19 protein-coding genes are annotated in these 24,916 nt (G+C 70.4%); 8 read left to right on the top strand and 11 right to left on the bottom strand.

Annotated features, from left to right (window positions below; translation table 11 throughout):
• Positions 1 to 51: 51 nt before the first annotated feature.
• The 4 genes from tgmB to ACFYNU_RS07760 form a co-directional block, all read right to left on the bottom strand.
• The gene (gene tgmB / locus ACFYNU_RS07775; RefSeq protein ID WP_356585088.1) at positions 52 to 984 is read right to left on the bottom strand and encodes an ATP-grasp ribosomal peptide maturase; all 933 of its coding nucleotides are present in this window, start codon (positions 982 to 984) and stop codon (positions 52 to 54) included.
• Positions 985 to 1,000: 16 nt separating this feature from the next.
• Entirely contained in the window at positions 1,001 to 1,192 is a 192-nt protein-coding gene (tgmA, locus tag ACFYNU_RS07770) for a putative ATP-grasp-modified RiPP (protein ID WP_023543500.1), read from the bottom strand.
• Positions 1,193 to 1,561: 369 nt separating this feature from the next.
• A complete protein-coding gene (locus tag ACFYNU_RS07765; protein ID WP_356585087.1) occupies positions 1,562 to 2,056 on the bottom strand; it encodes a subtilase-type protease inhibitor in 495 nt (164 codons plus the stop codon).
• Positions 2,057 to 2,312: 256 nt separating this feature from the next.
• Positions 2,313 to 4,058: a TIGR03767 family metallophosphoesterase gene (locus ACFYNU_RS07760; protein ID WP_356585086.1), complete on the bottom strand. Its 1,746-nt coding sequence runs from the start codon at positions 4,056 to 4,058 to the stop codon at positions 2,313 to 2,315.
• 413 nt (positions 4,059 to 4,471) lie between these two features.
• Between ACFYNU_RS07760 and ACFYNU_RS07755 the strand changes: the two genes are divergently transcribed.
• The 5 genes from ACFYNU_RS07755 to ACFYNU_RS07735 are packed head-to-tail and all read left to right on the top strand — an operon-like array spanning position 4,472 to position 10,938.
• Positions 4,472 to 5,875: an aldehyde dehydrogenase family protein gene (locus tag ACFYNU_RS07755; protein ID WP_356585085.1), complete on the top strand. Its 1,404-nt coding sequence runs from the start codon at positions 4,472 to 4,474 to the stop codon at positions 5,873 to 5,875.
• A complete protein-coding gene (locus ACFYNU_RS07750) occupies positions 5,872 to 7,422 on the top strand; it encodes a sugar ABC transporter ATP-binding protein (RefSeq protein ID WP_356585084.1) in 1,551 nt (516 codons plus the stop codon). The genes ACFYNU_RS07755 and ACFYNU_RS07750 overlap by 4 nt, the downstream gene beginning before the upstream one ends.
• Positions 7,419 to 8,471: an ABC transporter permease gene (locus ACFYNU_RS07745; RefSeq protein WP_356585083.1), complete on the top strand. Its 1,053-nt coding sequence runs from the start codon at positions 7,419 to 7,421 to the stop codon at positions 8,469 to 8,471. The genes ACFYNU_RS07750 and ACFYNU_RS07745 overlap by 4 nt, the downstream gene beginning before the upstream one ends.
• Positions 8,468 to 9,439 (top strand): substrate-binding domain-containing protein, encoded by a 972-nt coding sequence (locus tag ACFYNU_RS07740; RefSeq protein ID WP_356585082.1) that lies wholly within the window; start codon positions 8,468 to 8,470, stop codon positions 9,437 to 9,439. The genes ACFYNU_RS07745 and ACFYNU_RS07740 overlap by 4 nt, the downstream gene beginning before the upstream one ends.
• Positions 9,439 to 10,938, top strand: a complete 1,500-nt coding sequence (locus tag ACFYNU_RS07735; RefSeq protein WP_356585081.1) for a mucin-5B — start codon at positions 9,439 to 9,441, stop codon at positions 10,936 to 10,938. The genes ACFYNU_RS07740 and ACFYNU_RS07735 overlap by 1 nt, the downstream gene beginning before the upstream one ends.
• A 190-nt stretch (positions 10,939 to 11,128) precedes the next feature.
• Here ACFYNU_RS07735 and ACFYNU_RS07730 read toward each other — a convergent pair whose 3' ends face one another.
• The 3 genes from ACFYNU_RS07730 to ACFYNU_RS07720 are packed head-to-tail and all read right to left on the bottom strand — an operon-like array spanning position 11,129 to position 15,356.
• Positions 11,129 to 12,430 carry an FAD-dependent oxidoreductase gene (locus ACFYNU_RS07730; protein ID WP_356585080.1) on the bottom strand — a complete coding sequence of 434 codons (1,302 nt, stop codon included), beginning with the start codon at positions 12,428 to 12,430 and terminating at the stop codon, positions 11,129 to 11,131.
• A complete protein-coding gene (locus tag ACFYNU_RS07725) occupies positions 12,427 to 13,851 on the bottom strand; it encodes an NAD(P)/FAD-dependent oxidoreductase (RefSeq protein WP_356585079.1) in 1,425 nt (474 codons plus the stop codon). Before ACFYNU_RS07725 ends, ACFYNU_RS07730 begins: the two co-directional genes overlap by 4 nt.
• Entirely contained in the window at positions 13,848 to 15,356 is a 1,509-nt protein-coding gene (locus ACFYNU_RS07720; protein ID WP_356585078.1) for an FGGY family carbohydrate kinase, read from the bottom strand. Before ACFYNU_RS07720 ends, ACFYNU_RS07725 begins: the two co-directional genes overlap by 4 nt.
• A 259-nt stretch (positions 15,357 to 15,615) precedes the next feature.
• Between ACFYNU_RS07720 and ACFYNU_RS07715 the strand changes: the two genes are divergently transcribed.
• Together ACFYNU_RS07715 and ACFYNU_RS07710 are read left to right on the top strand one after the other, a co-directional pair.
• Positions 15,616 to 16,614, top strand: a complete 999-nt coding sequence (locus ACFYNU_RS07715) for a hypothetical protein (RefSeq protein ID WP_356585077.1) — start codon at positions 15,616 to 15,618, stop codon at positions 16,612 to 16,614.
• A gap of 96 nt (positions 16,615 to 16,710) precedes the next feature.
• Positions 16,711 to 18,234, top strand: a complete 1,524-nt coding sequence (locus ACFYNU_RS07710; protein ID WP_356585076.1) for an amino acid permease — start codon at positions 16,711 to 16,713, stop codon at positions 18,232 to 18,234.
• Positions 18,235 to 18,338: 104 nt separating this feature from the next.
• Here the strand turns inward: ACFYNU_RS07710 and ACFYNU_RS07705 are convergent, their stop codons facing one another.
• Positions 18,339 to 19,100 (bottom strand): glycoside hydrolase family 75 protein, encoded by a 762-nt coding sequence (locus tag ACFYNU_RS07705; RefSeq protein WP_356585075.1) that lies wholly within the window; start codon positions 19,098 to 19,100, stop codon positions 18,339 to 18,341.
• Between the two features lie 48 nt (positions 19,101 to 19,148).
• Positions 19,149 to 19,673: an NUDIX domain-containing protein gene (locus ACFYNU_RS07700; RefSeq protein ID WP_356585074.1), complete on the bottom strand. Its 525-nt coding sequence runs from the start codon at positions 19,671 to 19,673 to the stop codon at positions 19,149 to 19,151.
• A gap of 255 nt (positions 19,674 to 19,928) precedes the next feature.
• Between ACFYNU_RS07700 and ACFYNU_RS07695 the strand changes: the two genes are divergently transcribed.
• Entirely contained in the window at positions 19,929 to 20,078 is a 150-nt protein-coding gene (locus ACFYNU_RS07695; RefSeq protein ID WP_167756268.1) for a hypothetical protein, read from the top strand.
• Between the two features lie 112 nt (positions 20,079 to 20,190).
• On the opposite strand, the gene ACFYNU_RS07690 is transcribed toward ACFYNU_RS07695, so the two are convergent.
• Positions 20,191 to 21,981, bottom strand: coding sequence for a coagulation factor 5/8 type domain-containing protein (locus tag ACFYNU_RS07690; protein ID WP_388765462.1), 1,791 nt, complete (start codon positions 21,979 to 21,981; stop codon positions 20,191 to 20,193).
• Positions 21,982 to 22,303: 322 nt separating this feature from the next.
• Positions 22,304 to 24,733 carry a beta-L-arabinofuranosidase domain-containing protein gene (locus tag ACFYNU_RS07685; RefSeq protein WP_356585162.1) on the bottom strand — a complete coding sequence of 810 codons (2,430 nt, stop codon included), beginning with the start codon at positions 24,731 to 24,733 and terminating at the stop codon, positions 22,304 to 22,306.
• Between the last annotated feature and the right edge of the window lie 183 nt (positions 24,734 to 24,916).

The raw sequence follows: 24,916 nt of genomic DNA, 5'->3' as shown, positions 1-24,916 counted from the left end.
CATGAACACCCCGGTACGCCCGGGGCCCCCGGGGATTGGCCGGTCAGAGGTTTAGACAGGTGGCGGTGAGGCGAGCCAGCCGGCCACGGCCTCGGCGATCGGCTGCCGGGTCTGAAGCTCCACGAAGCCGAACTGGCCGCCCTGGTTGCATTCGAGAAACCACCAGGTGCCGTCGGTGTCCTCGGCGAAGTCGAAGGCCCCGTACGCGAGATGGGCGACGCGCAGATAGCCGTACACGGCGCGGGCGATGCGGTCGGGCACCGCGACGGGCTCCCAGGTGTGGCCGGTCTCGCCGTACCGGCCGTCCACCTGGCCCGGATCGGCGACCTTCCGCGCGGCGAACAGCTGGTGCCCGACACCGGTGAGCCGGATGTCGGCGCGCTTGGAGATGTAGCGCTGGAGCAGGGTGGGCCCGGCGGCGACCGACTCGAAGTCGGCGCCGGGACCCACCCGGGTGGTCGGCAGCGAGACCGGGGGGTCACCGGGCGGCGGGCCGGTGATCGACTTCACCACGATGTCCCGGTGTTCGGCGGCGAACAGCCGGGCGATACGCGGGAAGGTGGTGACGAGGGTGGGCGGCACGGCGAAGCCGCTCTGGTGCGCGACCCGCAACTGCCAGGGCTTGAGGCGCGCCTGTGCCGCCGCCCGCGGATGGTTCATCCAGCGCGCCGTCGTGGAGTACAGCATGCCGAAGAAGGCGTGCTCGGACTCGGCGGTGAGCCAGGGCGAGGGGTTCGGCGCGTGGGCCGCGCTCGCGCCCGGCCGCCGCACCCATATCGAGCGCAGCCCGTCCATGCTCAACAGGCGTCCGCCCGCCGACAGATGGCCGCGGAAGTCGCCGCTGACGTACTCGGCGGACATCGACGCCTCGCCCGGCAGATCGGCGGGGTCGAAGCGCACCAGCGGCGTACCGCGCCCGTGCAGCTCGGCCACGACCAGATCCGCCGTGACGTCCTCCTCGGCGGTCAGGATCAGCACAGTCATCGGGTAACCAGGGCGGTCAGTCGTCGAAGTGCGTCTTGGAGCCGGCCGTCGAGGTCGTGGACCCGGCGGCGAGCAGCAGCGCGCGGTCGGCTATCGCGGGACGTCCGTCCGGCAGGACGTTCAGCTGGAGCGTGGAGTCGTAGGTGAAAGGTCCGACGACGGGTGTGCTGGGAGCCGGGAAAGCGTAGTTCAGCGCGAACGGTCGCATGATTCTCCTCCACTGCCCCACGAGTCTGTTTCTGTCACGGAGGTAACAATACGTGGCGAAGATGTAATGGTCTCAGCACGGAAAGTCACATATGACGAACCGTCAGGCGGAGGACGGCCTACCGTCCTCCGGACCTGGGGGGACGGGGCTCCGGGCGGTGCCGACGGGGTCGCGAGACCTTCTCAAGTCCGTTGAGAAAAGGCCCAGTTCGGCGGTGCCCTGGGGCAGTATTGCGACATCCTGACCGGATTCCGTCCGTGGTCTTCACTTCCGGAGGCTCCGCGTCTGGCGGTCCGCGCGATGCCGGCGGGGGTGGAACGCCGGACGGCCGGGTCGAGGAAATCCCCGCCCGGCCGCCCGGTGATCGCCTCAGAAGGTGAAGACGGCTCCTCTGCCCCCGTTCATGGCGCACGAGTTGGAGAAGGTGTGGACGAAGTCGACGCGCCGGCCGTCCCACACGCCGTCGGCCGTCACCGTGACCGGTTCCCACTCCTTCGTACAGACGCGGTTCGTCCCGGCGGTGGTGATCGAGTCGAACTTCGCGCCGTTCTCCTTCAGTTCCGCGCAGGCCGCGACCGCGTCGGGGTGGCTGCCCGAGGGGGTGGGCGCGCAACTGAGCGTAACCGCGCGCCGTACCGTACCGGACTGGTGATCAGCACCGTCAGTGACCGTCAGCACCAGCGCCGACGGCGCGTACAGGCTCTCCGCTCCGGTGGGCGAGGTGGCGGCCGACTCCGGCACGCCTCCGATGGATGCGCCCCCGGCGGGCGCTCCCGCCGGGACGGCGCCGGCCGTGCCGGCGAAGGAAAGACTGCTGAGCGCCAGTACGGCTCCACAGGCCGCAGCCCTTGCGATGCTCCGCATTTCGAACACTCCCTGGGTCGATGTCTCGGACAACGGACGTGAGTCTTGCTCACGTCGGGGGTGCTCCGCCCGCTCTGTGACCGATTTCCGTCGCTCCGCGTGTCGCCGTGATCGCGGTGTGTGTCCACAACGGCCAGGTCCGGGCCGGTGCGGGTCCGGTGGCGAGTTGGGCCGAAAGTGATTGATTCGGAGCCTGTGTCGTTGGTTGACGATTTGATTGTAAGGCGAGGAAACCCATGAACCTTTGAATATATGATTATCGGCGACGCAGAAGAAGCTCCGTGTTGCGCGCGTCCTTGAGGCCCGCCAGATCCTGCCGGCTCCCCGGCGCGTTGAGCGCCAGCTCCCGGTAGAGCGAGGCCAGCCCCGACTGCGAGAGATCCGTGAAGTCCGTCTCGCGCGGCGCAGCGGACTCGATCAGCGTGGTGAACAGCGAGAGCGTGCCGTCCTTGTTGTCCGTGATCTCGACGACCCGCGCGAGCTGCGGGAAGTCGATGTGCGACGCGGTCGAGATCTCCCAGAACGAACCGTGCGGCAGCACCACGTTGCGGTGGCTGTGCCCGTTGATCCAGGCCACGGCCGAACGGTGCTTGCGCAGCAGCGCCACCACCTCGTTCCCGTCGTGCCGCGCCTCGCCGGGCCGCGCGGGGTCGGGCCGCTTGTTGCCCATCGTCCAGCTGTTGTGGTGCGTGAACAGCACCACATGGCCGTCGCGGTGTTCCTTCAGGATCCGCTCCAGCCACCTGAGCTGCCCGGTGCCGACCGAACCGGTGAAGTGCCCGCCGTGGTCCGTGGTGTCGAGGCTGACCCCGGTCACGTTCTCCCCCATGGGGAAGGTGTAGTCGAGCGTCGCCTCGGCGAGGTTGTCCTTCGTGTAGCCGTGCCCGACCGGCCCCGCTCCGGTGTGCGCGGAGTCCAGATGCGCCGTCAGGTACTGCAACGGGGTGAACGGGGCGCGGCGCGGGTCGGCGGTGACGGTCCGCATGCGCCGCTTCTCGCGGCGCAGCAGCGAGATCAGGGCGCCGCCGTCGGCGGTCTCGCCGCCGGAGATCCGGGCCAGCAGCGCCACCGCGTCCGGGTCCGGGATGTCGTACAACTTACGGCTGCCGACGGCGAATTCGGCGAGGAAGCCGGTCCGGTCGGCGTAGGCGCCGCTGGCGAGACCGTCGTGGTTGCCGACGGTCGAGTACCAGGGGAGGGCGAGGCCCGGACTTCGCACCGGGCGCAGCGCCGCTTCGAGGAATCCCTCGATACGCGGATAGCCCAGGCGCTTGTCCGCGTCGGGCGCGCCGTCCTCCGGGTGCCAGTACATCCGCAACCCGGAATTCTGCACGCCCTCGTACGCCTGCGGGTCCCCGCTGTTGGGGGTGATGAGCCCGCCGCTCATCAGGGTGAGATACCAGTCGAGTTCGCAGAGCGAGTTGTTGTCCGTGTTGTCACCGGTCGTCATGGCGAAGGCCAGCGGCGCGCCGGTGGCCGGTCCGGTCCTCAGCGCGTTGATCCGCTCGATGAGCGAGACGCCGCCGGCCACCGACAGCGCCTCGTGGGGGCGCCAGGCGCCCGACGACTCGCTGCGTACGTACTCGGTGCGCACCGGGTGCTGGACGTCCGTCACATGGAGGTCGGTGAGCTGGACGAAGGAGCTGAGTACCGTACGGCGGTCCTCGCGGCCGGACTTGGCGGAAGCGAACTGTTCCCGTACGACCCTGCGCCAGCCGGGTCCGTCCCCGAGCCGCCGGAAGGTGGAGCTCCCCCCGCGCGGCGTGGCGAGCGAGTGGAGCGTGGTGAGACCGGCCGACGGGCCGGTGGGAGTGGGGGTCGGGGTGGCGGTGGGGGTGGGTGCGGTGGTGGGCGCCGTCGGCGCGGGGGCGGCCGATGCGCTGCCCGGACCACCCCCCGTACCGACCGCCACGCCGATACCGGCGGACAGGCCAACGGCTCCGGCGGCGGCGAGGAAGGAACGGCGGTCGACAGCGGTGACGGCTGAGCGGATGCGTGACATGGTGCGCTCTCCCCGAGTGCGTACGTCGCGACAGCAAGGACACCGGTCAGGGGCCCCGGCCTGCTTCTGATGCTGGGCACCCGGCGTGGCCCGCGTATGAACACGGCCGCAACGCGCGACGCCGAACACCGCACAGGGATCACTCGCAACCGCAAACGTTCTCCGGGCTCTCTCGCGGCATGCGGAATCCGCTCATCCCCCGTTCACCGGACGGGGAAGTGACGCGCTCCGCACGGTCGGCCGGGTGCGGGGAGCGCGGTTGGCCCGGCCTTCCGGAGGGGCACCGGGAAAGCGCTTTCCGATTTTGTAAGACGTGTTGACGAATTAATGGGTGTGCGTCAGCATCGCCCCACCACATGTTCGAAGTGCCGAACGGACTTCTGTCGAGCCCTGCACCCGGGAGTAAGCGCCGCATGTCGACCCGAACCGCACCGCTGCCCGTACACAACCCAGGAACCGGCGAACTGCTGGGTGAGATCGAGGACTTCGGCCCGGAGCGCGTCACCGCCGCCCTCGCCGCCGCCGTGGACGGACAACGGGCGATGGCCGCGCTGCCCGCCCACGCGCGGGCCCGGCTGCTGCTGACCATCGCCGACCTGATCGAGGCCGAGACCGACGACCTGGCGCGGCTGCTCGCCGCCGAAAACGGCAAGCCTTTCTTCCAGACGGTGGAGGAAGTACGCGCCGCCGTACGGATCTTCCGCGGCTTCGCCGGCGAGGCGACCCGCCTCTTCGGACGGCAGATTCCGCTCGACGCCGTGCCCGGCCTGGAGAAGCACCTCGCCGTCACCGTCCGCGAGCCCATCGGCCCGGTCGCCGCCCTGGTGCCCTTCAACTACCCCGTCGAGCTGTACGCCCACAAGGCGGCGGCGGCCCTCGCCGCGGGCAACGCCGTCCTCGTCCACCCGCCCGCGCGCTGCCCGCTCGCCGTGCTGCGGATCGGCGAACTCGTCGAGCGCGCGGGCGCGCCCGAAGGCGCCCACCAGATGCTGACCGGCGGCGTCCACATCTCGCAGGAACTCGCCTCGTGCCCCGGCGTCGCGGCCGTCAGCCTCACCGGCAGCACCACCGCGGGCCGCGAGATCGCCCGCCGCGCCGCCGACACCCTGAAGAAGGTCCATCTCGAACTCGGCGGCAACGACGCCCTGATCGTCTGCGACGACGCCGACATCGAGGCGGCGGCGAACGCCGTGGTCCTCGGCCGGCTCGCGCGCGGCAACGGGCAGATCTGCTGCGCCGTCAAGCGCGTCTACGTCCAGGACGGTGTGCACGACACCTTCGTCGACGCGCTGCTGGCGGGCGCGGCCAAGCTCAGCGTCGGGGATCAATTGGTCGATGGCAACGATGTCGGACCACTGATCAGTGAGGAGGCCGCCGAGCGCGTCGAGTCGGCGGTCGCCGCGCTCGTCGCCGACGGCGCGCGCAAGGCGGCCGGCGGCGCACGCCGGGGCGCCTTCTACGACCCCGCCGTCCTCGTCGGCGTCCCCGAGGACAGCCCGGCGTTCGCCGACGAGATCTTCGGCCCCGTCGCCCCCGTCGCCCGCTTCACCGACCCGCTCGACGCCGTACGGATGGCCAACTCCTCCCCGTACGGCCTCCAGGCGGCCGTCTTCACCCGGGACATCCAGCGCGCCTTCACGCTCGCCGGACGCCTGGAGGTCGGCGGCGTCGTCATCAACGGCTCGACCGCCCTGCGCGCGGAGAATCTGCCCTTCGGCGGTCCCAAGGACACCGGCGGCTCGGCCGAGGGCCTGCACGACACGGCCCTGGAGTTCACCCGGCAGAAGACGATCATCGTGATGGAGGCCTTCGGGTGAGTACGCCGACCCGGGCCACGCCCACCCGGCCCACGCCGGCCCGCCCCGTCCTGCGCATCCGCGGGGTGCACAAGTCGTACGGCCCCACCCAGGTGCTGCACGGGGTGGACCTCACCGGCCGGGCCGGTGAGGTGCTCGCCGTCGTCGGCGCCAACGGTGCGGGCAAGTCCACGCTCATCAAGATCCTCGCCGGCGCCGAGCGGATGACCGCCGGGGAGCTTCAACTCGACGGCGAGACGGTCGAGTTGCGTTCACCGCACGACGCCCACACGCATGGCATCCGCACCGTCCACCAGGAACTGACCCTGGTGCCCGAGCTGTCCGTCACCGAGAACCTCCTCATGGGCCACTTCCCACGTCGCCTCGGCGGCCTCATCGACTGGAAGGCCGCGCACCGGCGGGCCCGCGCCCTGCTGGAGGGCATCGGATACGGCGCCATCGACCCCCGGATCAAGGCGGGCCGGCTCACCGTCGCCCGGCAGCAGATGGTCGAGATAGCCAAGGCCCTCGTCAGCGAGGGCGGCGAGCCCAAGGTCCTGGTCCTCGACGAGCCGTCGGCCGTGCTCGCCGGCAGCGACCTCGAAGCGCTGTTCGCGCTGATCCGCCGGCTCCAGGAACGCGGCGTCCTGATCATCTATGTCTCCCACCGGCTCGCCGAGGTCACCGAACTGGCCACCTCCATCGTGGTCATCAAGGACGGCCGGGTCGTCGCCGAGACCACCCCCGACCGCACCGACGAGAACGAACTCATCCGTCTCATGGCGGGCCGGCCCGCCGGACAGCTCTACCCGGCACGCCGCCCTCCCGAGGGCGAAACCCTGCTGGAGGTCCACGGGCTCAGCCGCACCGGGGAGTTCAGCGACGTCTCCTTCGCCCTGCGTGCCGGCGAGATCACCGGCCTGTTCGGGCTCGTCGGCTCCGGCCGCAGCGAACTCGCCCGCTGTGTCTTCGGCGCCGAGCCCGCCAAGGCCGGCATCGTCTGCGCGCCGGGCAGGGAGACCGTACGGTTCCGCAGCCCCCGCGAGGCCATCGCCGCCGGCCTCGCCCTCGTCACCGAGGACCGCAAGCGCACCGGACTGGTCCTCGGCCTCAGCACCGCCGAGAACATCGGACTCACCACCCTGCGCACCACCACGCGCGGCCCCCTGCTCGACACCGCGCGACGCCGGCGCGACGTCGTCTCGATGGTCGACCGGCTCGACATCAGGCCCGCGCACTCGGCGAAGCTGCCCGTACGCACCCTCAGCGGCGGCAACCAGCAGAAGGCCGTCCTCGCCAAGTGGCTTCTCACCGGGCCGCGGGTGCTGCTGCTCGACGAACCCACGCGCGGTGTCGACATGGCCACCCGCGCCGAGATCTACCGGATGCTCGACGAACTCGCCCGGGACGGCATGGCCATCCTGCTGATCTCCTCCGACCTCACCGAGGTGCTCGGCGCCACCGACCGGGTGCTGGTGATGCACGAGGGGCGGATCGCCGCGGAACTCCCGTCGGAAGGTACGACCGAGGACACGGTCCTCGCCCACGCGATCGGACACGCAGCATGACCGAACAGCTCACCAAGACCACCGGGCCCGGCGACGGCGCGCCGCCGCCGCCACGGGGAATCCGGCTGCCCCGGCTCACCGTCGCCGGCCACGACATCACCGTCGAGACGGGCATCGTCGCGCTCCTCGTGGTCTTCGTGGTGGTGGCGGGCTCCACCACCGAGGCCTTCCTCACCGAGGGCAACATCACCAACCTGCTCAAGCAGATGGTCACCACCGGCCTGCTCGCCTACGGGATGCTCGCCGTGATCCTCACCGGCGGCATCGACCTCTCCGTCGGCTCGGTCGTCGCCTTCTCCGGCATCGTCGCCGCCGGACTCTCCTCCGGACTGCCCGTGCCCGTCGCCATGGCGGTCGGCGTCGCGTCCGGCATCGGCTTCGGACTCGTCAACGGCGCGCTGGTCGCGCGCTTCCAACTGGCGCCCTTCGTCGTGACGTTGGCGGCCCTCACCACCATCAGAGGGCTCGCCTTCGTCTACTCCGAGACACCCGTCGCACCGGAGAAGCCCGGCTTCTTCGAACTCGGCTCCGCCGTGATCGGACCGCTGCCCGTCTCCACCCTCATCATGCTGGGCGTCTTCCTCGTCGGCGGCCTCTTCCTCAGCCGTACCCCGGCCGGCCGCTCCCTCGTCGCGATCGGCGGCAGCGCGGAGACCGTACGGCTCGCGGGCATCGGGGTACGGCGCCATATCGTCCTCGCCTACACGATCTCCGGCGCCTGCGCCGGACTCGCGGGTGTCATCCTCGCCAGCCGGGTCGGCATCGCCCAGCCCAGCGTCGGCACCGCGTTCGAACTCGACGCCATCGCCGCCTGCGTCATCGGCGGCGCCAGCCTGGCCGGCGGCAAGGGCTCGGTGCGCGCCACCTTCGCCGGAGTCCTCGTACTGGCACTGATCAACAACCTGCTCAACCTCTACGACGTGCAGAGCTTCTGGCAGCAGGTGCTCAAGGGCCTGATCATCGTCGCCGTCATCCTCGTCCAGCGCACCGGCCGCTTCCGCAACGCCGCCGTGAACGATCCGAATCCCGGAAAGGCAAGTCCATCATGATCACGAAACGAGCAACCGGTGTGCTGGTGGCCGGAGTTCTCACCGCGGCTCTCGCCGGCTGCTCCTCCGACTCCGGGAGCACCGGTGAGAAGGGCGACGGCTCCTACACCGTCGGCGTCGCCAACTTCACCCTCGGCGGCCCCTACTTCAACGGCATGGACAAGGCCATCAAGGCCCAGGCCAAGAAGAAGGACGTCGAGATCCTCAGCACGGACGCGGGCGGCGACGCCGCCAAGCTCGCCTCCAACGTCGAGGACCTGCTCAGCAAGGACGTCGACGCCGTCATCATCTCCGGCGGGCCGCTGGAGTCGGCGCCGGCCGTCCTCAACTCCCTGAAGGCGGCGGGCAAACCGGCCGTCCTGGTCGACCGGAAGTTCCAGACCGGTGAGTACGCCAGCTGGGTCGGCCCCGACAACGAGGCGATCGGCAAGCAGAACGGCGAATTCCTGGTCGAGCAGTTGCCGGACGGCGGAAAGGTCGCACTGATCAAGGGCGGCCCCGCCGACAACAGCATCGGCAAGGCCCGTACGGACGGGGTGAAGGGCGCCCTGGAGAGCGCGTCCGGGATCGAACTCGTCGAGGCCCCCGACTACGGCAACTGGAGCTCCGACGGCGGACTGACCGTCATGGAGAGCCTGCTCGCCGCCCACGACGACATCGACGCCGTCTTCTGCGAGAACGACGCCATGTGTCTGGGCGCCCAGCGCGCCGTCAAGGACGCCAACCGCACCGACAAGATCGTGCTGGCGGGCGTCGACGGCCAGGCGGAGGCGCTGAAGGCCATCGGCGACGGGACCAACTACCTGGTCACCGGCCTCAACGACGCCGATGTGATCGGCAGTCTCGGCCTGGACAGGACCGTGGAGATCCTCGACGGCGAGAAGCCCGAGAAGGACACGGTCGTGCCCTCGCCGCGCGTCACCAAGGAGAACGCGGAGAAGTACTACGACCCGAAGGGCAACTTCTGATGAGCCGCATCCCCCCGACCCCACCACCCCACGGCCCGGCCGGCCGCGCCCGGTCCCTGCCACGGAAGAAGCGCGCGTACGCCCTGACGGCACTGCTCTGCGGCGCCCTGGTCGTCCCGCTCTCCCTCGGGTCCGCGAACGCGGCCCCGGACGACGGGACGGGCGCGGCCACGGCCGCGGGCAAGCCCACCAAGCCGCCGAAGCCGCCCAAGGCACCCGCCTGGAAGCTGCTCCACCAGGAGAGTTTCAAGAAGAAGCTCGACCCCAAGCGGGCGGACTGGACCCGCGAGACGTACAGCGAGCCGTTCGACACCATCATGGAGGACAACGGCAAGTGGTACGCCAACGACTACGGGCCCGCGTGGAACACCGCGTTCAACTCCTTCGACACCTACCGCAAGGAGTTCAAGGTCGGTGACGGCGGCTGGCTCACCGCCTCGCTCTCCGCACGCGACTGGAACAAGGACGGACAGATAGAGAAGGAGCCGTCGATCACCAACGCGACGGCGGGCGGCCAGACCGTCGCCGAACTCAAGGTGCCCGACCACACCGGCGGCGCCATCTTCCGTCCCACGGAGTCCCTGCCGGACCAGTACCGCATCGAGTACAAGCTCAAGACACTCGACTTCGGCGGCAAGCGCAACGGCACCATCGACTACGACAACCGCACCAACGGCTACAGCAAGGACGGCTGCAAGACCCAGCACCCCTGGGGCGAGGGCTCGAACAGCCCCGGCTGGGAGGGCGACGCGTCGGCGCCGTACTGCGAGTGGCAGGACGTACGCGAGGGCAAGTACGGGTACAACGGCTTCCACTTCCTGTCGATCGTGGACTTCGCCGACCCCGCGCCCCGTAACAACCACTTCTGGCACTACCGCCGCAAGGTCCTGATGGACTCGTTCTCGCAGCACCCCGACCGGGTCGGCACGGGCACCGGCGGCCGGGTCTGCAACTCGGCGAACGACACGTATTACGACTACAAGGACAGCAGCTTCAACACGGTCAACATGTGGATCAGCGGACTGCCGAACTGGACCCCCGGCAAGGGCGGTCTCGCGGGCAACTCGCAGTGGTTCATGACCAGTTGCTCGGACGGTGTCGCCGAACAGCAGCTGTCGTCGGCGGCCGAGCTCCAGCCGGAGCTGATGCCCAACCAGGACTACACGTTCGCCATCGAGCGTGACGCCACCGGCTACACGCTGGAGGCCAGCGGCAACTTCGCGCGCGCCGGACAGCAGACGCTGCGCTTCCACCGGCCGTTCATCGTCGACGACAAGCCGATCTGGCACTACAACGTCAAGCCGGGCGAGTACGACGGGCGCTACAACAACACCCTCGTGCAGAACGACAACAACGGCAGCGCCAGCTGGCCCGACCAGTGGCCCGCCGGATCCGCCTACCCGGACTCCTTCGTCATCGGAGACCTGTACACGAACGTGTACGAGGGCAGCGCGAGCCTGACCGACATCAAGATGTTCGTCCCCAAGGGGAAGAAGTAGGGAAAAGAAGTGATGAAACGATGTCGTAGGCATCGTAGGGAGTAATTCGCGGACCAAGGGGCACATGCCTCTTCGACCCGAGCCTGCGGCTTCCCGGCCGCAGAGTTCCATCGGCCCCACCGGTCCACCCCCTGCCGGTGGGGCCGCCTCATCTCCCGATGCCGATGCCGATGCCGATCCCGGATTTCGCTCAGCGGGCCACGGAGATCCGTACCGGCCCGGCGTCCCCGTCATCGGCCCCTACCCGCGCCGTCCAGTCGGCGGACAGCCGCAGCGTCCGGTTGGGCACCGCGCCCCATGCCAGCCGCTGCCGGTGCAGCTCCTTCCCGCCCCGGCTGACGACCAGCGACGACCAGGGGGCGAGCGTGCTCTCCGTACGGAGGGTGAAGCCGCCCGTCGCGACCCGCGGGTCCGCCGGATCGAGCCGGCTGGGCGCGATCCACAGCAGGGGCGCCTCGACCCGCACCGGCACCCGCGCGGCCGGGCGGGCGCCGTCCGTCAGCTGACGCAGTACGGGCCCGGCGGCCAGCAGCCCCTCCCGCGCGGCCGTGCCCGCGGGCTCGATCCCGCGCAGCAGATTGCCGACGGCGAAGACCCCCGCCCGGTCCGTGCGGAACGACCCGTCGACGGCCGGGCCGAGGGTGGCGCGGTCGAGCGTGACACCGCCCAGGCGGGCCAGCTCGTGATCGGGGATCCAGTCGCCGGTGAACACCACCGTGTCGCAGCCGACGGTCGCGCTCCGGCCGTCCGCCCGCCGCAGCACCACCCCCGACAGCCGCCCCCGGCCGAGGAGTTCGGCCACGCGCGCGCCGACGAGCAGCGGGACGCCGTGCCGGAGCCGGGTGTCGAGCGCCGTGGGGGGCGAGCCCTGGTGCCGGGGCAGCTCCGTGACCATGGCCACCACCTCCACTCCGGACTCCCGCAAGGTCCGTACGGCGGAGTAGCTGACGGACTCGGCGCCCACGACGAGCGCGCGCCGCCCGACAGGCCGGCGGCCGAGGGACACCGTCCGCTGAAGCTCGCCCGTGGTGAACACCCCGGCCGGCCGGGTGCCCGGTACCAGCCGCGCGCTGCGGGGGCGCTCCCGCGCACCGGTGGCCAGGACGACGGCGCGCGCCGTGATCCGCTCCAGACCGGCCGGGCTCGTGACGTCGACGGCGAGCGGGCCCGACGGCGGGCCGTCGCTCCATCCGGTGACCGTCACCCCCGTACGCAGGGTCGCCCCCGCGTGGACCGCCGCGTCCGCCCAGCGCAGCGCGTACGCCGGGCCCGTCATCGACCGGAGCGGATCGCGCGGCCCGAAGCCGGAGTGCGGGCAGTGCCGGGGGACACCGCCCGGCTCGGTCTCACGGTCGACGACCTCCACACCGACGCCACCGGTGGCGGCGAGCCGGGACGCCAGCGCCAGACCGGCCGGGCCCGCGCCCACCACGAGGACATCGACGGCACGCTCCCGCCGGCCCAGGGGGGACGCGGACGGTTCGCGGCTCACCGTGCGACCTCCGTGCCGGGCGTGTCGAACAGGGCGCGCAGCTCGGCCCCGCAGTAGAACCCCTGGCACCGGCCGCCCAGGGCCCGGGTGCGCCGGCGCAGCCCCTCGGGCGAGGAGGGCGGGATGTCGGAGGCGAGCGCGTCCCGGATCTCGCCCCGCGAGACCCGCTCGCAGTGGCACACCAGCGCACCGTACTCGGGATCGGCCGCGATCATCTCGGCGCGCCGGTACGGGCGGGGGCGGGCCTCGCCGAGATTCGGCATCGTCGGCGCCGGGAGTTCTCGCGCCGTACCCGGCTTGAATCCGTCCTCCCCCAGCAGCTCCACCACATGGGCGGCGATCGCCATCGACGCGGTCAGCCCGGTGGACCGGATCCCGCCCACCGTGACGTAACCCTGCCCGGGGTGCGAGCGGATCGCGTAGTCGTCGTGCTCGGTCGCCGCGCGCAGCCCCGCGTACACGGCGGTCACCTCCTCGTCGAGGAGATCCGGCATGATCCGGCGGCCCTTCTTTACGAGGAACGCCAGCCCTTCGGCCGTCGAGCCGGTCGCCCGCTTGTCGTCCAGGTCCTCGGCGGTCGGGCCGAGCATCACATTGCCGTAGACGGTCGGCGACACCAGGACTCCCTTGCCGAGCGCCGTGGGCACCGGCAGCAGGATATGACCGACCAACGCGCGTGCGAGCTTGTCGAAGACCATGAGCTGACCGCGCCGGGGCGTCACCGAGAAGTCGCTGTGGCCGAGCAGCCGGTCGAACGCGTCGGCGTACAGTCCCGCCGCGTTGACCAGCCGGCGGGCGCGCAGCGGCCCTCGGCCGGTCGTGAGCAGATGCGGCGTGTCCCGCGACGGGGACCCCTCGGTCACCGCGGTCACCCGGCAGTTGAGGAGCAGGTCGACCCCGCCGCGTACCGCCTGGGTCGCGTACGCCAGCGTCGTCGTCCATGGGCAGATGATGCTCTCGTCGGGGACTTCGAGCGCGCCCAGCGCTCCCGGCCCCAGATGCGGCTCGCTCCGGCGCAGTTCGTCGGCCGAGACCGTCCGGGTACGCCGGTATCCGTTGTGCGCGGCCTTCCGGGCGAGCGCCGGGAGCGCGGCGAGCTGTTCGTCGTCCCAGGCGACGAGCAGGGCGCCGATCGGCTCGACCGGGATCCCGCACTCCTCGGCGTACATGGCCAGTAGGCCCTGGCCCTCGCGTACGAGTCGGGCTTCGAGCGATCCCGGCACCGCGTCGAAACCGGTGTGCAGGATGGCCGTGTTGGCCTTCGACGTACCGTCGCCGACATCGCCGGACGCCTCGACCAGGGCGGTACGCAGCGGGTACCGGGCCAGCTCGCGGGCGATCGCCGCACCGACGACTCCGGCGCCGACGACCACCACGTCGTACACCTCGTCCGACGGCGGCCCGGACACGGTGACCGTCATGCCGCGCCCGCGCCGGAGCCCGTACCGGCCGGGGTGCGGGCGACGAGCGCCGCCACCTCCGTACGGAAGACGTCCAGCCGCTCGGCGGCCTCGGCCGCGCCGATCCTCGGCTCGAAGACCTCCTTGGGCCGCCACTTGGGCGCGGCCCCCTCCACCGTCATCCCGGGATCCAGCCCGAGCCGCGCGACGGCGCCCACCCCCAGCGCGGTGGCGTCGGGCAACGGGGAGATCTCCACCGGGAGTTGGAGCAGATCCGCCTGCGTCTGCATCAGCAGGGCCGACCGGGTCAGCCCACCGTCGACCCGCAGGGACTCCAGGGGCGTGCCGGTGTCCTCGGCCACCGCGTCCGCCAGCCCGACGACCTGCGCCGCGATGCCCTCGCACAGCGCCCGCACCAGATGCCCGGGGCCGGTCTCCAGACCGAGCCCGCTCATCGACCCCTTCGCGTCGCCGCGCCACCACGGCGCGGCGAGTCCGGCGAGCGACGGTACGAAGGTGACGCCCCCGCTGTCGGGGACGGACATGCCCACCCGGTCGAGATCGTCGGCGCCGGAGATCACACCGAGATCGGTCAGCCACCGCACGGCCGATGCCGCCGTGTAGACCTGTCCGTCGAGGCAGTAGCTGGTACGGCCGCCGAGCCGCCACGCCACACAGCCGACCAGGCCGGTCCCGCTGCGCAGCGGGCGCGTCCCCGTCTGCGCGAGGAGGAACGCCCCTGTGCCGTAGGTGCACTTGGCCGTCCCCGGCTCGGTCACGCTCTGGGCGAGCAGCGCGGCCTGCTGGTCGACGAGCAGGCCCGTCAGCGGAATCGGATCGCCGAAGGCGGTCGTGACACCGAACTGCCCGGCCGCGTCCACCACATCGGGCAGCCGTTCGTCGCCCATCCCGAAGACGTCGAGCGCGGCGGGGGACCATTCGGCGGTGTCGAGGTCGAGCAGCTGGGTGCGCCCGGCCGTCGCCGCGTCGGTGACGAACTCGCCGGTCAGCCGGTGGACGAGCCAGGTGTCCGACGTGGTGACGACGCCCTCACGGGTCAGGTTCCGGCGGATCCACGCCATCTTCGGCGCGGCGAAGTACGGCTCCAGCGGCAGCCCCGTCAGCTCCCGCAGCATCGGTGCGTGCGGGGCGAGTTCGGCGCAGACGGACGCGGCGCGCCGGTCCTGCCACACGATCGCGTCGGTGAGCGGTGCGCCGGTGTCCGGGTCCCAGGCGAGGACGGTCTCGCCCTGGTTCGCCAGCCCGACCGCCGCGACGGGTTCACCCGCCTGGGCGAGCGCCCGGCGCCCCGCGTCGACGACCGACGAGAGCAGCAGGGCGGGATCGGCCTCGACCAGCCCTCCGGAGCCGTAGCGGGGAGGCGCCGGGGCGGAGCCGCTGCCGATCACCCCGCGCTCCGGGCAGATCACCAGGGCCTTGGTGGACGAGGTGCCCTGGTCGACGGCGAGCACCGGTCGTGCGGACGGGTCCGCGGCGCTGCCGGGGGAGTGCTGAACAGGCGACATGTCACATGTTTCGCTCGGAGTACCGGTGATCGTTCGATCACTCAGCGAAAGGGTGGTGCAGCCTGCCTGCGACGTCAAGGTCACGACATGCGCTCAGGGTTGCCTAAGATCAGCAAAGTATTCAAACGGTCGCCGCAATGACCCCTACACTGATCGCCGAGTAACAGCAGAGTGTCACTGAGTAGTGTGATTCTCGGGTGTTGGGATGTGAACTACACCGGAAAGAGGCGGAGTTGCGGGAGAATCGGGCAGAGGGTCCGTGAGCGATCGCTTTCGTCCGCTCTATCACCCAGCAGGCCACGACAGTGAACTCCGGGCGGCCGTACAGGAATTGCGGACCGGCCGCTGGCTGTCGATGCGCAAGATGCTCGCCGATACGAGCGGTTGGTCCCTGTGGACCCAGCGCACGCAGGTGCTCGCCGCCGTCGCCGCGGGCTCGGACACCGTGCACGCCTGGCTGACCGAGGAGCCGGACAGCACGGCGGCGGCCGTCATGCAGACGCGGGTCACGGTGGAGCGCGCGCTGCGCGCGCACCGCGAGGGCCACGCGCGGACGACCGATCTGTGGCAGCAGGCGTGGGAGGCGTGCGGCGAGACCGCGCGGCTGGTGCCGGCCGACCCCGTCCCCTGGGTCTGTCTGCTCGCTCTCGCCCAACTCGACGGCAGACAGCGGATGGAGGAGAACCGGCTGGCGCCGCCGGGGCCGATGCTCTTCCCCGGCCCGTGGGCGCTGCTCGCCGAGGCCGACAAGCGCGATCCGGGCAACCGCGAGGCGTACCACCGGATGCTCCAGTTCGTGTACGCCCGCAGGTCCGACGGCTCGCTGTCCGAGGCGGTCAACTTCGTCCAGTGGGCGGCCTCGTCCGCCTCCGAGGGGTCGGCGCTCCAGGCCCTTCCGCTGTTCGTGCGGGTCGAGCGGTACCGCAGGGAGGGCGGCAACGAGAAGGCGCTGGACCTCCACTGGGTCACCGAGGACGCCACCCGGGACGCGCTGCGGGCACTGCACATCTGGTTCGACCACTCCGTGCCGGGCGACGCGTCCCTGCTGGACCTCAACTATCTGGCGCACGCGCTGTGGGGTTCGCTCCAACTGGCCGAGGCGGCGCGGGTGTTCGAGGCGCTGGGGCCGTACTACACCCCCCTGCCGTGGGCCTATCGGGCCCGGAGCCCGAACGACACCAGCCAGGTCGAGGAGGTGTTCGCCCGCGCCCGCGCCCGTTGCTTCGCCGCCGCCGCCGAGCGGAAGACGGAGTCCTGAGGGAGTCCGCCCGCGCCCCGGCTTTCCCTTCGACAACGCAAGGTCACCACCGCACAGCACCTTTTCTCCTTCCTCTCCGTACCCGGAGGTACTGCCATGTCCGTCTCCCCACCGGTCTGGTCGAAGTCGGAACCAGTTCCGCAGCAGGACGAAGAAGAACGGCTGAGGGAACTCGGCTATCAGCCCGTACTCGCCCGCAGGATGGGCGGCTTCGGCAACTTCGCCATCAGCTTCTCGGTGATCTCGATCCTCTCGGGATGCATGACCCTGTACGGCTTCGGGCTCATCACCGGCGGCCCCGCGGTGATGCTGTGGGGCTGGGTGGGTGTCGGTCTCTTCGTGCTCTGCATAGGCATGGCGCTCGCGGAGGTGACCAGCGCCTATCCCACGTCGGGCGCCCTCTACTACATGGCCGACCGGCTCGGCGGCCGTAAGTGGGGCTGGTACACCGGCTGGCTGAACCTGCTCGGACTGCTGGGCGCGATCGCCGGAATCGACTACGGCGCCGCCCTGTTCACCGGCGCGTTCCTGAATCTCCAGTGGGGATTCGAGCCCACGCCCGGCTGGACCATGGTCATCTTCATGTGCATCCTGCTGCTGCACGCGACGCTGAATCTGTTCGGTGTCCGGCTGGTCAGCGTGCTCAACTCGATCAGCGTCTGGTGGCACCTCGGCGGTGTCGCGCTGATCGTCGGCATTCTCGCCGTCGTCCCCAAGAACCACCAGTCGCCCGAGTTCGTCTTCACACAGTTCGTCAACGAGACCGGCTGGGAGAATCCGATCTATGTCGCCGCGATCGGTCTGCTGCTCGCCCAGTACACCTTCTGCGGCTACGACGCCTCGGCCCATCTCTCCGAGGAGACGTCCAACGCCTCCGTCTCCGCCGCACGCGGCATCGTGCGCGCCATCTGGGTCTCCTGGATCGCCGGGTTCGCGCTGCTCGCCGGTCTGACCTTCGCCATCCAGGACTACGCGGCCACGAGCGGCGCCGCCGTGCCGCCCGCGCAGATCTTCATCGACGTCCTGGGCACCAACGGCGCCAGCGCTCTTCTGCTTGTCGTGATCATGGCGCAGCTGTTCTGCGGCAACGCCGAGGTGGCCGCCGCCAGCCGCATGGTGTTCGCCTTCAGCCGCGACAACGCCCTGCCCGGATCGGCCCTGTGGCGGCGCGTCAGCAGCCGTACGCAGACCCCGGTACCCGCGGTGTGGCTGTCGGTCGGCTTCGCGTGTGTGCTCGCCCTGCCCTCGCTGTACTCGCCGACCGCGTACGGCGCCGTGACGGCGATCAACGTCATCGGCATCACCCCCGCCTACGCGATCCCGATCTATCTCAAGCTGCGGGCCGGTGACCGCTTCCAGCCCGGTCCCTGGACGCTGGGCCGCTGGAGCAAGCCGATCGGCTGGATCGCCGTCGTCTGGGTCGTGGTCATCACCGTGGTCTTCCTTCTGCCGCAGAAGAACCCCGTCACCACGGACACCATGAACTACGCCGTGGTCGCGCTGGCCGTCGTGCTCGCCCTGGCCACTGCCTGGTGGTACGCGGCGCGGGGCTCGTACAGCACCCCGCAGTCGTACGGCAGCGCCCGTGAGCAGTCGGAGATCTCCGAGGGGATCGTCTAGAGAGCCGCGCACGACCACGTCCTCGGTACGGAGGGGGCGCCGACCTCGCCTCCGTACCGAAGACGTCGTGCGCCTTCCGCGAATCGGGGATGTCCCGGGCGTCCTCAGTTGTCCCGCAGGAACTTCCGGGCCAGTTCGGCGCCCAGCTTCACCGCCGCCGACCGGTTCTCGATCGGTGTGACCTTCGCGTCCTTGAACAGGATGTACGTCACCCCCGAAGGGACCCCGCCACGCGCCGGATCGGGGTCGATCCCGAGCGAGCGCGCGGCGGCGTACGAGGCCTCACCGACGAGCGCGGCGGGGCCCGTGTCGCCCACCACCGCGTACTCCACCCGGTCCTTGTGCACGACGGCCGCGACACCGCCGCCCCGGATGCCGGACGAGCGGTAGTCCCAGATCCCGCTCGGCGCGGGCACCACGACGAACGGCAGCTTCTCCGCGTTCAGCGGCTTGCCGTTCGACTGGTGGAAGGCCGTGTCCCCGTGGAACCAGGGATCGGTCCGCTTGTTGCAGCGGGCGGTGACCTGCCCGTCGCAGTCGATGTCCAGATCGGCCTTCCAGTACACGGCGCCCTTCGTGCCGCAGACGGGAATGTCGGCGGGCCGGCCCTGGTCGCTGCGGTACAGGCCCTTCGAGACACGTGCGCAGCCCTGGACCTTCGCCCGCAGGGCGTCCGCCGTGACCGGAGCGTCCAGCCGGAACGAGCCCGCGGCGGCCGGCGGTCCCGACAGCCCGCCCCGTGGCGCCGGAGGCGGTGGCAGATGCGTCGTGTCGAGCGCCGAAGCGGGGTGCGCGGTGGCGGGCAGCGCCGCGGCGGTGAGCAGGACCGCGCCGACGGCGGCGTAGACGTGTGAGCGGTGGTGCACGGAGGAGTCTCCCTTTCCGGACTGCCGGATCTTCTCTGCGTACGGGCGCTACGCCCCGAAGGAGCCTTCGTCGCTCCTGTCTCCCTCGCCGCTCTCGTCGCCGGCGCGGCTTTCCATGGAGAGGGCCAGCCGGCCGAGGAAGATCCGCTGCCCGGTCACCAGCAGCTCCACGGCATCCCCCAGAGGGACCCAGTCGAGCCGGTCCAGCTCCGGGAACTCCCGCTCCACGCCCGACCCGCGCGGCCACTCCATGGTGAACGTGCCCGGTACGGCGAGGGCGGGATCGAAGTCCGCCTCGATCGCCCATACGGTGACGGTCTTGCCGCCCGACTGACGGATCTCGCCCAGCGGCTCGCGGCGTCCCTCGGGCGCGGGGTGGCCCACCTCCTCCGCGAACTCCCGGTCGGCAGCCTCCTCGGGCGTCTCGTCGGGGCCGTACTCCCCCTTGGGGATCGACCACGCGGCCCGCGTACGACCGGCCCAGTACGGGCCGCCCATGTGCCCGATGAGCACCTCGGTGCCGGTGGCCGTGACCCGGTAGAGGAGGAGTCCGGCGCTTCGCTTCCCTGACATCACGTCAGTCTGTGCGGGGTCCTGCGGGGCCGCCATCGGGGGAGCGCGTGCGGGGCAGACGGCCCTTCCAGGGGATGCCCGAAGCCGCGCCCAAGCCCGCGCCGAAGCCGTATCGAAAGGCCCGCGCCGAGGCCGCGCCGAAGGTAAAGGGGAGGTCATGGGAACGTAATGGGCGTCTCGCGGCGTTAGGGGGGGTAGACGTAGTCCGAGGCCTCACAGCGGGGCCGTCGGTGTCATCGAAGCGCAGGAGACGGCATGCCCGGAATCATCGACCGCATCAAGGCTTTCACCCGCAGCCCGCAGGGGCAGCGTGTGATCGGTCAGGCGCGCGCGGCCTCGTCGGACCCGAGGAAGCGCGAGCAGGCCCGTCGGCTGTTCGGCAAGCTGCGTGGCGGCAGGCGCTGACCCGGCACGGACCACTGTGGGACCCGCACGGGCAGGGCCCGGCCTCTTCACGAGGCCGGGCCCTGCTTGCGGCTGCCTGTTCCGGGTACGGCGCCTCGGAACAGACGCCGCGTCAGGGGAACTGGACCACGACCGAGGGGATGGTCGACGTCCCGGACGTGGGTTCGCCGGTGTCGTTGATCACCCGCTCGTACTGGCCCTGGCCGCCGAGCGAGACCACCAGCAGATGGTGGAACTTCACGCCCGGCTTGACTGGTGCCTGGAAGCCGTTGTGCTGCTGGATCGTGGGATCGACGTTGTAGTAGCAGTAACTGCCCATCCCCCAGCCCTCGTGCTGTTCGACCGAGTCGTCGACCCGGTAGGCGGCGTAGCCCTTCGTGTCGCCGTTCTGGATGGCGGCCTGGTTCGGCGCGTCGTACGCCTTCTCGTTCTGGAAGAAGATCGTCCGGCCGCGTTCGCCGTACCACTCGACGTCGTACTTGTTGAAGTGTTCGACGAACAGGCCGGTGGCCAGGACGTCGTCACCGTTCACCCGTACGCCGAAGTCGGCCCTGTTGGTCTCCCAGCCGACTCCGTCACCGTGGTCCGCCCGCCACACCCAGGTGTGGTCGATGATCGTGTCGTCGCTGTTGACGACCATGCTCGTGGTCGCCTTGCCGGGGCCCGCGCCGCCGATCCGGATGAAGACGTCCTGGACCGTGGTGGGGTTGGCGGAGTGGTCGGCGGACGATCCTTCGGGGCCGACCTCCAGCAGCGTCTCGGAGTTCACCGGACCGGCGTCGATCAGGAAGCCGGCCAGCTTCACCCCGTCCACGTCGGCGACCTTCATCGCCGTCACCCCGTTGTCCGGGATGACCGTGGCGAGTCCGAGACCCAGGACGACGGTGTCGGCCCGGTTCACATTGATCGTCTCGTCCACGTGGTAGACGCCGGGCGTGAACAGCAGGTTGAGGCCCTGGTCGAGCGCGGCGTTGATGGTCTGCGCCGTCGCGCCCGGCTTGACCACGTAGAACTGGTTCAGGTCGATCGACGAGCCCGCGGGCGCGCCGCTGTCCCAGGTCACCCCGCGCGCGTTGGTGCGCTTCTCCGGGACGAACACCTTGTAGGTGTCGCCGTCCAGATAGAGGAAGGGCTTCTCGCGGGAGGTGGGGGTGGTCTCCAGCGTGGTGTACGGCGGGTCCGGGAAGGACTGCGCGGGGGCGCCCTCCACCCCGGAGAACGTCATGTTCCACACGGCGTTCTGCCAGCCGCCGACCGAGCTGTCTCGGGTGTACCACTGCTGCTGGGAGTACGGTCCCACCGAGCCGTCGATCTTGCTGTCGGCGATGTAGCCGCCGCTGGCCCAGCCGTAACCGTCGGGAGCGAGGTTCAGCCCGCCCTTGACGTGCATACGGCGGAACGGCGCGGCCTGTGAGACGGCCCAGCGATTCGTCCCGTTGACCGGGTTGAGCGACAGGTTCTCCGCCGAACGCCAGAAGTTCTGGGTGGCGTTGCCGTTGAACCAGCCGGCGTCGACCGTCACATCACCGTTGATGTTCACGTCGTCGGGCGAGAGCCCGAGACCCGACACCGAGGTGTAGAAGCCGAGTTGGGCGTTGAGCCCGTTGTACGTGCCCGGCTTGAACAGGAACTGGTAGCGGCCGGAGCCGAACTGGTCCGACTCCTGCTGCTCGAAGACCTCGTCGAGCTTGCCCTGGATGTTGGGCGTCGAAGGGTCGAACACGATCACGTTGGGGCCGAGATCGCCGCCGCCCTCGATCGGGTCGGCGTGCGCGGGACTGCTCGGGACGAAGGCCAGCAGGGTCGCGGCGAGGGTGGCGGCGAGCGTCGCCGCCAGTCCGCGACGTCGGGACGGCGATGAGGCGCCGCGGAACGCCGGAGAACCGATGGGGGGAGCGTGCACGGGCATCTCTCCTGTGTCGTGAACGGTGGGGGGAACGCTCACAGAGCTCTCCACGAATCATCAGAGAGCGCTCTCTGAGTGCACCGCTGATGCTGCTCTGCTGTTTCGTACACGTCAAGAGTTGTGAACAGATGGACCGTCATGGGTTGTGTTGCCGACAACAAGTGACCGCCGACGCCCAGTTGGGCGTCGGCGGTCACCGGCGCGTGCGGAGCCCCGGGTCGGAACCGGGTCGAACCTGCGGATCGGGCCCTCGGATCGGGCCTCCGGATCAGACTCTCGGATCAGACCCTCGGATCGGGCCTCAGGGTCGGACCCCGGGTCAGACCAGCTGCCAGAGGTGGTCGTCCGTTCCGTTGTCCTCGAACTGCACCACCTGCGCGCTGTTGCCCGTCGACATCCCGTCGACGCCCAGCACCTTCCCGCTGTGCCTGTTGACGATCAGCGACCAGCCCTCGCCCCGGTCGACCAGCTGCCAGAGATGGTCGCCGCGCCCGTCGTCCTCGAACTGCACGATGCGCGCGCTGTTCGCCGTCGATCTGCCCTCGGCCCCGATGATCTTCCCGCTGTTGCCGTTGCGGATCAGGAACCAGCCGCCGCCCGCCGGTGCCAACTGCCAGGCGTGGTCCGCCGTTCCCGTGTTGTCGAACTGCACGACCCGCCCGCCCGCGTCCAGGGACATGTTGTCCACGGCGAGCACCTTGCCGCTGTGTTTGTTCCGTATCCGGCGGTACGGCGGCTCCGCCGTCCAGGCCCGCCCGCCGGGCGACGCGGTCGGGAACGCGGTGATCCGCAACCTGGCCGCGCCCATCGGGATGAGCGTCACCGGCTCGGGCGGCGCCGTGCTGCGGGCCGGGCTGTTCTGGAGAGGCGCGACGACACGCTGGTCGTCGGCGCCCCACTCCTCGATGCGGCGCGCCGAGGTGGTGATCCGGACGGGGGATCCCTCATGGGTGAACGGGTTCGCGGCGAGCGGTCCGCTGTCCGCCGTGAACCGCAGCCCGCGCAGCGGATCGGGCGCGAGGCCCACGTTCCACGGCGTGGTGGGGTGGACCGAGAGCTCGGGGAAGTCCTCGGTGCCCGCGAACCGTTCGTACCGCTCCCCGATCCTGAGGGAGTAGGTGAGCGGCCCGTGGTCCACGCTGACGGCGCCGTGGTTGTCCTCCCATGTCCGTACGGTGGTGCGCTGCGGCAGCTTCAGGGTCACCCGCTCGCCGCCGCGCCACTCACGTTCCACCTTGACGAACCGCGGCCCGTCGCCCGGCACGGCCACGAGCCGTCCGTCGATGGCCAGTCGGGGGTCCTCGCACCAACCGGGGATCCGCAGATAGAGCGGGAAGGTGACCCGCCGGGGCGTGCTGACCGTGAGGGTGACGGTCTCCTTGAACGGGTAGTCGGTGGACTCGGTGACCGTGATCTCGGTGCCGTCGGCGACTTTCGCGCGCACCTGGCTCGGCGCGTACATCGCCGCCGCGAGTCCCCGGTCGGGGGTGGCGAGCCACAGTTCCTCGGTGAAGTAGGGCCAGCCCATACCGTAGTTGTGCGGACAGCAGCGGTAGGGGACGATGCCCGGCTTGTACGCCTGCATCGCGAAGCCGTTCTGGAACTGGCCCTGGTTCTTGGCGGTGTTGTCGAGTTCGACGCTGTTCGCGCTGGTGATGTAGTGGACGCCCCGGCCCTGCGGGTCGGTGGCGGCCGGCAGCAGGTTGAAGGCCAGTTCCTCGCACCGGTCGGCCCACACCGGGTCGCCGGTGATCCGGGTGAGCAGTTCGTGGCTGGCCATGAACTCGACCGTGCCGCAGGTCTCGAAGCCCTGCCGGGGGTCGTCGAAGCCGGGGCGGGAGTTCTCGTCACCGGCGAAGCCGCCGCCGGGGAACTGGCCGTAGGTGCCCATGACGGCGGCGTAACTCCGGTACGTGGCCCGGGTCAGCTCCGCCGAGCCGGACCGCAGCGCGTACTGGGCGGGCTCGCGGAAGCCCTGCGCGATGTTGACGTTGTGCAGGTCGGGGAAGTTGTCGACCCAGTTGGCGCCGTGGGTGTGCATCTTGTCGGCGAGGTCGAGGAGGAAGGACTCGCCGGTGCGGTTGTAGAGCCAGAAGACGACGTCGAGACCGTCGCCCCAACGCTTGGACACCCAGCTGGAGTTGAAGGCACCGGGGCCCTGCGCGTTCATGTAGCGCAGGAACGGCAGGGTGAACGGCACGATGCGCTCGTCGCCGGTGAACTCCTCGTGCGAGCGAAGCGCCTGAAGGAGCGGCAGATACGGCCAGAAGTCCGGTCCGTCGTTCAGCGCCGTACGCAGCCGGGTGGGCCCGAAGAAGCCGTCGGGCTGTCCGGTGGCCAGGATCGCGTCGATCCAGCGACGGGCGGTGGCGAGGGCGGCCGGATCGCCGGTGAGGGCGGCCAGGCTCACATAGCCGCGCAGCCAGTAGGTGACTTCCTCCCAGCCGTCCTTCTCCGGGTGGACCCAGCCGGAGTCCTCGAACCGCAGGAAGTGCGACACCTCGGCGTACCGGCCGAACAGTCCGTCGAGCAGCAGCCGGAGCTGTCCGGTGAGCCAGCCGCGCGGGGTGACGCTGCCCAGCGGCAGCTTCTGGAAGGCGGTGGGGGCGAGCGGCGCGGCGTTCGGCGTGTACCAGCCGCCGCGTGCCGGGGGTACGGCGGCGGCCGTCGGCGCCAGTGGTCCCAGCAGGCCCGCACCACCGATCGCGAGGGCGCCGGTGCCGAGGAAGTGTCGTCGGTCGAGCGTCATCGGGTCTCCCGTCCAGAGCATCGACGAAGTCTGTACAACGTTGGAAAGAGCGGCAGTTGGCATCACAGCACGGCGCCCTCGTCGTGTCCAGGTACATGACACGACGAGGGCGAAGCGGCTCAGGGATGGGATGGGTCATTATGCGATGAGATGGGAGGAAAGTTAGGCTTCTTATGGAATCTC

The sequence above is a fragment of the Streptomyces sp. NPDC006643 genome (assembly GCF_042870175.1).
GTDB lineage: Bacteria > Actinomycetota > Actinomycetes > Streptomycetales > Streptomycetaceae > Streptomyces.
This window is presented reverse-complemented; position numbering and strand designations above follow the sequence as displayed.